Below are 10,360 nucleotides of genomic sequence, written 5' to 3' on the forward strand. Positions count from 1 at the left end.
GTATCCGGTCGAAACCGCGCATGCGTTGCGCCACGTGCTCGAACAGGCGGCGAAGAGCGGCCAGCCGATCATGGTGTTCGTCGGCAACGCGGGGATGATCCAGATCCATACGGGCCCCGTCGCGAACGTGCGCGAGGTCGGCGCATGGATCAACGTGCTCGATCCGGGCTTCAACCTGCATGTGCGCGAAGACCTGATCGCCGCCGCCTGGGTCGTGAAGAAGCCGACGAGCGACGGCATCGTCACGTCGCTCGAACTGTTCGACCGGCAGGGCGACCATGTCGCGCTGCTGTTCGGCGAGCGCAAGCCCGGCAAGGTCGAGCGCGACGACTGGCGCGCGCTCGTCGCGACGCTGCCGACGGCTGCACGCGGGGCCGCGCGATGAGCGCTCGCCCATTCGATCCGCGCCGCCGGTCGCTGCTGGGCGGCGCGGCAGCCAGCGCGCTCGCGGGCGCGCTGCCCGGCGGCGTGCTCGCCCAGGTCGCGGCGGCCGCCCCGAAGCGCGTGATCGTGATCGGCGGCGCGCTGGCGGAAACCGCGTTCGCGCTCGGCGGCGCCGAGACGCCGCGTTACCGGCTCGTCGGCGCCGACACGACCTGCACGTATCCCGACGCCGCGAAGCGCCTGCCGAAGGTCGGCTACCAGCGCGCGCTGTCGGCCGAAGGGCTGCTGTCGCTGCGGCCCGATCTCGTGCTCGCATCGGCGGAAGCCGGCCCGCCAACGGCGATCGCGCAGGTGAAGGGCGCCGGCGTCACGGTGACGACGTTCGACGAGCGTCACGACGTCGAATCGGTGCGCGCGAAGATCACCGGCGTCGCACAGGCGCTCGACGTGCGCGACGCCGGCACCGTGCTGCTGCAGCGTTTCGATCGCGACTGGCAGGCCGCGCGCGACGCGGTCGCCGCGCGCGTGCCCGGCGGCGCGCAGCCGCCGCGCGTGCTGTTCGTGCTGAACCATACCGGCACCCAGGCGCTCGTCGCCGGCCAGCGCACGGCCGCCGACGCGATGATCCGCTACGCGGGCGCGCGCAACGCGATGCAGGGCTTCGATCACTACAAGCCGCTGACGACCGAGGCGCTCGCGGCGGCCGCGCCCGACGTCGTGCTGATCTCCGACGAAGGGCTGGCGGCCGTCGGCGGTCACGCCGCGCTGCTCGCGACGCCCGGCTTCGGCGCGACGCCGGCCGGCCGCGCGCGGCGCGTCGTGTCGCTCGACGCGCTGTTCCTGCTCGGCTTCGGCCCGCGCCTGCCGCTCGCCGTCACGACCCTGCATCGACGCCTGTCGGATGCGCTCGCCTGACTCCGGATCGACTCGATGCCCGCTCACGCTCCACCCTTCAACGCGCCGTCGCCGGCCTCACGCTCCGGCGCCGCGCGCCTCGGCACGTCGCGCCGCTTCGCGCCGTTCGTCCTGGCCGCGCTCACCGTTCTGGTGGGCGCGATGTCCGTCGTCGCGCTGTGCGTCGGCGCATACCGCATTCCGCTGGCGGAAGCCTGGGCCGCGCTAAGCGGCGACGCGGCCGCGCAGCAGGCGCGCGCGGTGCTGCTCGACATCCGCGCGCCGCGCGTCGTGCTCGCGCTGCTGGTCGGCGGCGGCTTTGGCGCGACCGGCGCCGCGATGCAGGCGCTGTTCCGCAACCCGCTCGCCGATCCGGGGCTCGTCGGCGTGTCGAGCGGCGCCGCGCTCGGCGCGACCACGCTGATCGTGCTCGGCCCCGCGCTCTTCGCCGCCCATGCGAGCGAGGCCGCGTTGCCGGTCGCCGCGTTCGCCGGCGGCCTCGCGGTCGCGGCGCTCGTCTACCGGCTCGCCGCGTCGCGCGGCCGGCTCGCGCTGCCGCTGCTGCTGCTCGCCGGCATCGCGATCAATGCGCTGGTCGGCGCGGCGATCGGGCTGCTCACGTTCGTCGCCGACGACGCGCAGTTGCGCTCGCTGACCTTCTGGAGCCTGGGCAGCCTCGGCGGCGCGCAATGGTCGACGCTGGCGGCCGTCGCGCCGTGCGTGGCGCTCGGCTGCGTGCTGCTCGCGCGCGAACGCGATGCACTGAACGCGCTGCAGCTCGGCGAAACCGAAGCGCTGCATCTCGGCGTGCCCGTGCAGCAACTGAAACGGCGCGTGCTCGTCGCGGTCGCGCTCGCGGTCGGCGCGCTCGTGTCGTGCGCGGGCATCATCGGCTTCATCGGGCTCGTCGCGCCGCATTGCGTGCGCCTCGCGTGCGGCCCCGACCAGCGCATCGTGCTGCCCGGCGCCGCATTGCTCGGCGCGTTGCTGACGCTCGCGGCCGATCTTGCCGCGCGAACCGTGGCCGCGCCCGCCGACATTCCGCTCGGCGTGCTGACCGCGCTGCTCGGCGCGCCGTTCTTCCTCGCGCTGCTGTGGAAGAACCGCGGCGCGCTCGGCGGATGATCCCTTCTTCACGACGACCATGTTGACTGCCCACCACCTCGACGTCGCCCGCCGGCACGACACGATCCTGCGCGACCTGTCGCTGTCGATCGAGCCCGGCCGCGTGACCGCGCTGCTCGGCCGCAACGGCGCGGGCAAGAGCACGCTGCTGAAAACCTTCGCCGGCGAACTGACCGGCAGCGTCGCGCCGCACGGCGTGCGCGTGACGGGCGACGTCACGCTGAATGGCGAACCGCTCGCGCGCATCGACGCACCGCGGCTGGCGTGCCTGCGCGCGGTGCTGCCGCAGGCCGCGCAGCCGGCGTTCCCGTTCAGCGTCGACGAAATCGTGCTGCTCGGCCGCTACCCGCATGCGCGGCGCAGCGGCGCCCGCCACGTCATTGCGCATCGCGATCGCGACATCGCGTGGCGTGCGCTCGAACGGGCGGGCGCCGATGCGCTCGTCGGTCGCGACGTCACGACGCTGTCGGGCGGTGAGCTCGCGCGCGTGCAGTTCGCCCGCGTCCTCGCGCAGCTGTGGCCGGACCATGACGCGACGGAATCCGGCCCGCGCTACCTGCTGCTCGACGAGCCGACCGCCGCGCTCGATCTTGCGCACCAGCACCGGCTGCTCGATACCGTGCGCGCCGTCGCGCGCGAATGGCAGCTCGGCGTGCTCGCGATCGTCCATGATCCGAACCTCGCCGCGCGGCATGCGGATACGATCGCGATGCTCGCCGACGGCACGATCGTCGCGCATGGCGCGCCGCGCGACGTGATGACGCCGGCCCATATCGCGCAGTGCTATGGCTTCGCGGTGAAGATGGTGGAAACCGGCGACGGGACGCCGCCGGTGATGGTGCCCGCGTAGCGCGGGTGTGTATCGCATGATCATTGCGTCGATCGATGCCGTGCGCTACCTTGGACGGCGGCGTTCTCTCCAGGTCTGTCGTATCGCCCCTTCGAGGAAATCCCCGTGCCGCTTCCGATGACCCGCATCATCCTGTACGTCCGCGACGTCGCGCTGCTGAAGGCGTTCTACCAACGGCATTTCGCGCTGCCCGTCGTTGAGGAAATCGACGGCGAATGGGCCGTGCTCGACGCGGGTGCGATCGAGCTCGCGCTGCATCGGGCCGGCCCGGCCTTCCGTCATGCAGCCGCATCCTCAAGCACGAACGCGAGCGCGGCCACCAGCAACGTGAAACTCGTATTCACGATCGACGCCGATATCGACACGTATCGCGACCGACTCGCCCGCGACGGCGTGACCGTGCGCGATCTGAAGCGCTACGACGGCTTTCCGTACCGGATGGTCGACGGCATCGATCCGGAAGGGAACGTCTTTCAGGTGATGCAGCCGGACTGAATGCCGGCGCGGCAAGCCCAGGCGCGAGCGCTCAATGCTCGACGTCCGCCGCGCCGAAGCTCCGCATCTTCCAGCCGAGTCGCACGGCGAGCATCCGCATCGAGAAGCCGGCCGCCAGCGCGACGAGCGTCGCGAACCCCGCGTCGATGCCGAGATACTGCATCCCGACATACAGCGCGCCGGTGACGAACGCGACGCTCGCATACAACTCCTCGCGCAGGATCAGCGGCATCTCGTTGCAGAGTAAATCGCGCAGCATCCCGCCGCACACGCCCGTGATCGCGCCGGCCAGCACGACGATGATCGGCGCCGTACCGGTCGACGCGCCGATGTCGCAGCCGATGATCGTGAACGCCGCGAGGCCGATCGCATCGACGGTGACGAACAGCGTCTTCATCCGCGCGACGTGTCGTGCCGCCCACGACGCGACGGTCGCCGCGACCAGCGTGATCACCAGGTATTCGGGATGCGCGATCCAGCCGAGCGGATAGTGGCCGAGCAGCACGTCGCGCACTGTTCCGCCGCCGAGCGCCGTCACCGCGCCGACGAGCGCGAGCCCGAAGCGGTCCATTCCGCGGCGCATGCCCATCAGCGCGCCCGACATCGCTTCCGCGACGATCGCAATCAGATAGAGCGTATGCATGGCGCGCGTCAGTCGTCGGTCCGGAACAGGTCGAGCACGCGTTCGCGCTCGGCCGCGTCGACGGCGGCGGGCATCGGTTCATCGCGCTTGCCGTTATCGCCAGGCGCATCCGGCGCATCGCTGGCTGCCGCGCCGCCGCACGCGAAGCGGCTGCGGATATACGCCGGCACGTCGGCCGTGCAGGTGCCGCGCGTGTATTCGGCGTAGACGAAATCGCCGTCCACCAGCGCGACGTCCTGCGGCGGCGTCGCCGCGACCGGCGTGCGCCCGTCGACGGCCGTCTTCATGTAGTCGAGCCAGACCGGTAGCGCGAGCGTCGCGCCGGTCGCGCGCCCCATCGGGCGCGGCGTGTCGTAGCCGAGCCACGCAACCGCGACGATGCCCGACGAATAGCCGGCGAACCATACGTCCTTCGATCCGTTCGACGTGCCCGTCTTGCCGGCCGCGTCGTCACGCCTGAGCGCGAGCGCGCCGCGTGCAGTACCGGCCCGTACGACGTCGCGCAGCATGCTGTCCATCACGAACGCATTGCGCGCCGATACGACCCGCTCGCCCGCCGGCACGGTCGCCTCGTACATCGCGCCGCCGTGACGCTGCTTCACTGACAGGATCAGGCGCGGCTCCATCCGCGTCCCGCCGTTCGCGAACACGCTGTACGCGCTCGCGAGTTCGAGCGGCGTCACGGCGCCCGCGCCGAGCGCGAGCGGCAGCGACGCCGGATTGCGCTGCGCGTCGAAGCCGAAATGCACCGCGTGCTGCTGCACGTAGCGCGCGTCGGTGGCCTGCATCAGGCTGACCGCGACCAGGTTCTTCGAGCGCACGAGCCCGCGCCGCACCGGGATGAAGCCTTCGTAGCGATTGCCGAAATTGCGCGGACGCCACGGCCGCGCGCCGGTTTCCGCGTGCGTGAGTGTGCGCTGCGTATCGTCGACGAGCACGCCGGGGAAGTAGCCCTTCTCCAGCGCCGCGGAATAGACGAACGGCTTGAAGCTCGACCCCGGCTGGCGATACGCCTGCAGCGCATGGTCGAACACGTTGCGATCGAAATCCGCGCCGCCGACCAGCGCGAGCATGTCGCCGGTGGCCGCATCGAGCGACACGAGTGCGCCTTCGAGACCGTTGCGCATATCGCGCTTCGCGCGGGACTGGCGGCTCAGCGTACGGTCGAGTGCGGCTTCGGCCGCGCGCTGGTCGCGCATCGAGATCGTCGTCGTCACGTCGAGGCCGAGCGTGTACGCGTCGTCATGAAACCGTTCGACCATCATCCGGCGCGCCCGCTCGGCGACGTACGGCGCCGCGACGATGCCGGGCGGCGGCGTGGTCGCCAATGCGATCGGCGCGTCGACGGCCGCGCGATACGTCGCCTCGTCGAGCTGGCCAAGCGCATGCATCCGGCCGAGCACGTAGTTGCGCCGCGCGGTCGCGCGCGCCGGGTTGACGACCGGATTGAATGCGGACGGCGCCTTCGGCAGCCCGGCGAGCACGGCCGCCTCGCCCGCGCTCAGCGCGTCGAGCGGCTTGCCGAAGTACACGTGCGCGGCGGCCGCGAAGCCGTAGGCGCGCTCGCCGAGATAGATCTCGTTCATGTACAGCTCGAGCAGCTTGTCCTTGCTGTATTCGCGCTCGAGCTTGGCGGCCATCAGGATCTCGGCGAGCTTGCGGCTCAGCACCTTGTCGCGCGTCAGGTAGAAGTTGCGCGCGACCTGCATCGTGATCGTGCTGCCTCCCTGCCCCGGCTGGCCCGTCACGACGTTCGCGAACGTCGCGCGCGCAAGGCCACCGATGTCGACCGGGCCGTGTTCGTAGAACTTCGCGTCCTCGGCCGCGAGCAGCGCATGCCGCATCAGCGGCGGGATGCGTTCGAGCGGCACGAACTCGCGCCGCTCGACGCCGTATTCGGCCAGCAGGTCACCATCGCGCGAGAAAATCCGCAGCGGCAAAGCGGGACGATAGACGGCCAGGTGTTCGACGGACGGCAACTGCGTCCAGATGCGATCGATCGTCCATGCGCCGATGCCCGCGCACGCGAGCGTCAGGCCGAGCAGCGCGCCCGCGAGCGTGCGCCAGATGCGACGGCGGCGCGGCGGTGTGGATGGCGGCGCGGGCGGCGGCGACGGGTTGGCGGTGGGATCGGTCATGTCGGGCTCCTTCTTCAGTGCCGCGACGGCCGGCGCGCGAGCGGCGCCGATCGGTCACGAAAGGCGCGCATTGTCGAAGGGATGGCGCGAAACCGGAACATTCTTTAGCCAAAGTTTGGCTGGCTAAATTTTATTTAGGAAAGCGCTTTAGGTCCTGCTTGGACCGGGTATGCGGGTCGGCGGCATGTCGTTGCGGGCGCGCGAGCCGGTTCGCTTGTACCATCGTCGGATGTTCGATCGATATCTTGACTTGTGGGGTCTCGTTCCCGACGGCGGCCCGATCCTGACCGCGAGCGGCGGCCTGCTGCCGGTCGTCTGGCACGCGCGGCCGGCGATGCTGAAAGTCGCCACGTGCGACGAAGAACGCCGCGGCAATGCGCTGATGGCCTGGTGGAACGGGCAAGGCGCCGCGCAGGTGTGGCAGCACGACGGCGACGCGATCCTGCTCGAACGCGCGCAGCCGGCGCCGTCGCTGGCTGCGTTGTCGGCTGCGGGCCACGACGACGATACGATGCGTATCGCCTGCGACGTCGTCGCGCGGCTGCACGCGCATCGTGCGCCGCTGGTGCCTCCGGTCGTGCCGCTGCACGACTGGTTCTACGCGCTGCTGTCGAACGATGTCGACAACGATGCGCTGCGCCGCTCGGCGGCGATCGCTCGTCAGTTGCTGGCTGGGCCGTCCGTCGACGAAGTCGTGCTGCACGGCGACATCCATCACGACAACATTCTTCATTTCGGCGATCGCGGCTGGCGCGCGATCGACCCGAAAGGGCTGCGCGGCGAGCGCGCGTTCGATTACGCGAACCTGTTCTGCAATCCTGCGCATGACATCGCGGTCGATCCCGTGCGATTCGAGCGACGCGTTGTGCTCGTGGCTGACGCCGCGGGACTCGATCGGCGCCGGCTGCTGCAGTGGATTCTCGCGTGGTCGGGACTGTCGGCCGTGTGGTTGATGGAAGACGAGTTGCCGGCCGATACGCGGCTGGCGGTTGCGATGCTTGCGGCGGGGGCGCTCGGGTTGTAACGATACGCATCGCCAATGAAAACAGGTCCGTCGCAGGTTTCTGGGGAACGCTGCGAAGACCACCGGTATTCGGCCTGTTTTAGGCACTCGACCATAAGGGCTAGATCGCCGACAATCTTCAGTACCCGCTTGCCTTTGGTCAATATCAATGAAAGTTTCGAGAGATTTCGGAATCGTTGTCCGGCGGGCTGCGCTAGCAGCCAAGAATGTCGAGCTATCCACGGTCATGGTCGAATTCAATTTTCGGGAATCTTTTGACGAATCCGATAGCCTCATATCGCTTGGCCCGTTCTTTGGAAGCGATGCGGCCGATGAGTGCACGAAGTCATTGGAGCGGCTTGGGCTGACATACATCGACGACTTTTTTGTCTTCGAGCAGTTTGTGCCCGACTGGTGTTCGTTCGAAGTATTTTGACGTGAGCGCCGATATCGAGTTTCCGAGGTCTGCTATCGGCCACAAGCTGACGTTCGATTGACACACACAGTGCATCTGAACAGCATTGACCGAGACGCATTACGCGATCTGCCTGGCGGCCGCTCCACCCATGAGCATCGAGGCCACCTAATCAGCACAGGTTTGCAGCAGGCAATCCCGCAGCCATCGGTGTGCGGGGTCCGGATCGACCTTCGGATGCCACATCATTGAGACCACGACAGGCTCGGTTTGGACGGGCAGCTCGAACGTATGCATGCCAATGCGACCTGACGCAGTCTGACGAAATGGCACGTTTGCAACAATACTGCCGCCTTGCGCCAGCGCGAGCGCAACCGGAAAACTCGATACCGTCGTTGCAACACGGCGCTTTGCGCCAAGCGCGCTCAGCAAAGCATCGATCGGGCCGTCGCGACGCCCCCTGCGCGAAACGCTCACGTGCGGGTATCGCGTGTATGCATCGATACTGACCGGATCATGGCCAGCAAGCGGGTGAGACATCGCAACCACACCGACAAAACGGTCTCTCAGTAGCGTCTGCACACGAATCTCCGGTCCACTTTTCCCAAGCACCCCAACTTCGATATCCGCCTTGTCCTCTCGCAGCGCGGTGGCGTCCTTCTCGTCCTGCATGGAAAAGCGCAGGTGAACGCCCGGCGCTGCCGTAGTGACGATGTCGAGTAGCTTCGCACCGAATTCCGTCGCAAATCCCTCGTTACAGCGGATGGTGAAGGTTTGCGTCAGCGATGCAGGGTCAACGAGCTCGGCCCGCGTGAGGATGTCCTGCGCCATTGCCAGCATGTCGAGTACGCGGGGATGCAATGACAAGGCACGAGGTGTCGGAATCAGCGAACGGCCGGCCCGGATGAGGATAGGGTCCCCGAACGCGTCGCGCACTCGGCTCAGGGTGCGGCTCATGGCGGATTCGCTCAGATGCAGACGTTTTGCCGCCTTGACAACGCTGCGCTCTGCTACCAGAACGCTGAACGCCTTGAGTAAGTTGAGATCGGCCGACATCCAGGTTTGACGTTTCATGGCAGGCGTTTGACGCAATGTGCACTTCGGGATTTTGCACTGGTGCGCGCCGCGAGGCCAATCAATACTTGATTCCAGCAGCTGGACCTTCCTGGGCCGGGGCTGCGCAGGCACATCTCGATCGCCAGAGGTAAATATGCAAATTGAAAAACCGGTCCAAACCGCGGGAAGCCACGACGGTTTCCCTGAGTTCATCTCCGATTGCTGGCAGGACCATACCCACCACCCCAAAGCCATCCGCACAAAATTGCATCGATTTCTTGCAGCCAACGCAAAAATTGAGCATCTCGTCGAACTATCGGCCCTTGCATGCCATATCAACGCCGAACATCTCGGGGACTGGCAATCGGTCATGGACTACTACGTCAGGTTGGATACCGCGTTTCCATCGTTGCCGAAGGAGGTCCGACATCGACTCAGGCGGCAGCGAGCAATCATCACAAAGGCTCTGGACGTGCGCGCCGACCTTGCCGGATTCGACGAGAGGGACGTGTTGTACATAACCGCATTGGCGCTGCCTGCCGCTACGCTGCAGATCGATGCTTCGGCAGGACAAGCCCTGCTTTCGCAAGTCATGGCATTGCTCGATATGATTGGCTCGGAAGCGGCCGAGCGGAGGCTGGTCGCCGTCGTCACAGCCAATCTGACGTGCGACATCGTCCAGAAGTATGAGCTTCCAGCGGACATGCGAGCGCTGTTGCTCCGCGTTGCGAAAACCAGCCATGAGCTTTGGAATCTTGTCGGCGACGCGTCGGACAGGTCTCGTTCAGCCTACCGCCTTTCCCTGGCGTACGTGCGCTCCGACGAACCGGTCGGCAACGGTAGTGGACGCTATCCGCGTTTCAGTCACATTGAAGCTTAGCCTCGACGTTCGGCCGGTCAGGCTCACGTTCTGTGATGGGCTTTCGTGGTTGGGGGCGATCATACCGATCCTCACCGGCCTGGCGCACGCGCTAAGATCCAGTTCCGATTGAGGTGACCGTGTCGAGTGGCACCTTTGGAGAAAACGGAAAGACCGCTTCGGGTCGCCACCCGACATCCAAGGAAACCCGCGCGGAACCCCGAAAAAAAACCCGCCGGCTCACACCGGCGGGTTTTCATATCCAACTTGCGCGACGCTTCAGCGCGCCGGATTCAACGTCAGGTTCATGTGACGGTTCACATCCTTGTACAGCAGATAACGGAACCGCCCAGGCCCACCCGAATAACATGCCTGCGGACAGAACGCGCGCAGCCACATGAAGTCGCCGGCTTCCACCTCGACCCAGTCCTGGTTCAAGCGATAGACAGCCTTGCCTTCCAGCACATACAGGCCGTGCTCCATCACGTGCGTTTCGGC

Annotated in this window: 11 protein-coding genes and 1 pseudogene; 8 read left to right on the forward strand and 4 right to left on the reverse strand. The window is 67.3% G+C overall.

Annotation, left to right across the window (positions count from 1 at the left end):
- The 5 genes from JMF90_RS09790 to JMF90_RS09810 form a co-directional block, all read left to right on the forward strand.
- Positions 1–385, forward strand: a 385-nt coding sequence (locus tag JMF90_RS09790) for a ChuX/HutX family heme-like substrate-binding protein (protein ID WP_305790742.1), incomplete at its 5' end; no start/stop codon positions are given.
- On the forward strand, positions 382–1,299 hold the full coding sequence (locus tag JMF90_RS09795) for a hemin ABC transporter substrate-binding protein (protein WP_011548988.1): 918 nt from the start codon (positions 382–384) through the stop codon (positions 1,297–1,299). The genes JMF90_RS09790 and JMF90_RS09795, both read left to right, overlap by 4 nt.
- A 15-nt stretch (positions 1,300–1,314) precedes the next feature.
- A complete protein-coding gene (locus JMF90_RS09800) occupies positions 1,315–2,403 on the forward strand; it encodes an iron ABC transporter permease (protein WP_011548987.1) in 1,089 nt (362 codons plus the stop codon).
- 19 nt (positions 2,404–2,422) lie between these two features.
- A complete protein-coding gene (locus tag JMF90_RS09805) occupies positions 2,423–3,253 on the forward strand; it encodes a heme ABC transporter ATP-binding protein (protein WP_011548986.1) in 831 nt (276 codons plus the stop codon).
- Positions 3,254–3,358: 105 nt separating this feature from the next.
- Positions 3,359–3,748, forward strand: a complete 390-nt coding sequence (locus tag JMF90_RS09810; protein ID WP_027805877.1) for a VOC family protein — start codon at positions 3,359–3,361, stop codon at positions 3,746–3,748.
- A 31-nt stretch (positions 3,749–3,779) separates the two neighbouring features.
- Here the strand turns inward: JMF90_RS09810 and JMF90_RS09815 are convergent, their stop codons facing one another.
- Both JMF90_RS09815 and JMF90_RS09820 read right to left on the reverse strand, forming a co-directional pair.
- A complete protein-coding gene (locus JMF90_RS09815) occupies positions 3,780–4,391 on the reverse strand; it encodes a trimeric intracellular cation channel family protein (protein WP_011548984.1) in 612 nt (203 codons plus the stop codon).
- 8 nt (positions 4,392–4,399) lie between these two features.
- On the reverse strand, positions 4,400–6,529 hold the full coding sequence (locus JMF90_RS09820) for a penicillin-binding protein 1A (RefSeq protein WP_011548983.1): 2,130 nt from the start codon (positions 6,527–6,529) through the stop codon (positions 4,400–4,402).
- 229 nt (positions 6,530–6,758) lie between these two features.
- Between JMF90_RS09820 and JMF90_RS09825 the strand changes: the two genes are divergently transcribed.
- Both JMF90_RS09825 and JMF90_RS09830 read left to right on the forward strand, forming a co-directional pair.
- Positions 6,759–7,553 carry an aminoglycoside phosphotransferase family protein gene (locus JMF90_RS09825; protein ID WP_063827318.1) on the forward strand — a complete coding sequence of 265 codons (795 nt, stop codon included), beginning with the start codon at positions 6,759–6,761 and terminating at the stop codon, positions 7,551–7,553.
- Positions 7,554–7,779: 226 nt separating this feature from the next.
- A complete protein-coding gene (locus JMF90_RS09830) occupies positions 7,780–7,968 on the forward strand; it encodes a hypothetical protein (protein ID WP_041489457.1) in 189 nt (62 codons plus the stop codon).
- A 147-nt stretch (positions 7,969–8,115) separates the two neighbouring features.
- Here the strand turns inward: JMF90_RS09830 and JMF90_RS09835 are convergent, their stop codons facing one another.
- Complete coding sequence (locus JMF90_RS09835; protein ID WP_011694875.1) at positions 8,116–9,021, reverse strand: LysR family transcriptional regulator; 906 nt, start codon at positions 9,019–9,021, stop codon at positions 8,116–8,118.
- A 136-nt stretch (positions 9,022–9,157) separates the two neighbouring features.
- Here JMF90_RS09835 and JMF90_RS09840 point away from each other — a divergent pair, with 136 nt between their 5' ends.
- Entirely contained in the window at positions 9,158–9,883 is a 726-nt protein-coding gene (locus JMF90_RS09840; RefSeq protein ID WP_011694876.1) for a hypothetical protein, read from the forward strand.
- A gap of 258 nt (positions 9,884–10,141) precedes the next feature.
- On the opposite strand, the pseudogene JMF90_RS09845 reads toward JMF90_RS09840, so the two are convergent.
- A pseudogene (locus JMF90_RS09845) lies at positions 10,142–10,360 on the reverse strand ((S)-ureidoglycine aminohydrolase); the annotation flags it as partial.

This window comes from Burkholderia sp. E168m23 (assembly GCF_016586125.1).
In the GTDB taxonomy this organism is placed as follows: Bacteria; Pseudomonadota; Gammaproteobacteria; order Burkholderiales; family Burkholderiaceae; genus Burkholderia; species Burkholderia orbicola.

Bases quoted from the DNA above. Each gene is read 5' to 3' on its own strand.
- JMF90_RS09795 (WP_011548988.1), top strand. From the start codon at position 382: ATGAGCGCTCGCCCATTCGATCCGCGCCGCCGGTCGCTGCTGGGCGGC.
- JMF90_RS09800 (WP_011548987.1), top strand. From the start codon at position 1,315: ATGCCCGCTCACGCTCCACCCTTCAACGCGCCGTCGCCGGCCTCACGC.
- JMF90_RS09805 (WP_011548986.1), top strand. From the start codon at position 2,423: ATGTTGACTGCCCACCACCTCGACGTCGCCCGCCGGCACGACACGATC.
- JMF90_RS09815 (WP_011548984.1), bottom strand. From the start codon at position 4,391: ATGCATACGCTCTATCTGATTGCGATCGTCGCGGAAGCGATGTCGGGC.
- JMF90_RS09820 (WP_011548983.1), bottom strand. From the start codon at position 6,529: ATGACCGATCCCACCGCCAACCCGTCGCCGCCGCCCGCGCCGCCATCC.
- JMF90_RS09825 (WP_063827318.1), top strand. From the start codon at position 6,759: ATGTTCGATCGATATCTTGACTTGTGGGGTCTCGTTCCCGACGGCGGC.
- JMF90_RS09830 (WP_041489457.1), top strand. From the start codon at position 7,780: ATGGTCGAATTCAATTTTCGGGAATCTTTTGACGAATCCGATAGCCTC.
- JMF90_RS09835 (WP_011694875.1), bottom strand. From the start codon at position 9,021: ATGAAACGTCAAACCTGGATGTCGGCCGATCTCAACTTACTCAAGGCG.
- JMF90_RS09840 (WP_011694876.1), top strand. From the start codon at position 9,158: ATGCAAATTGAAAAACCGGTCCAAACCGCGGGAAGCCACGACGGTTTC.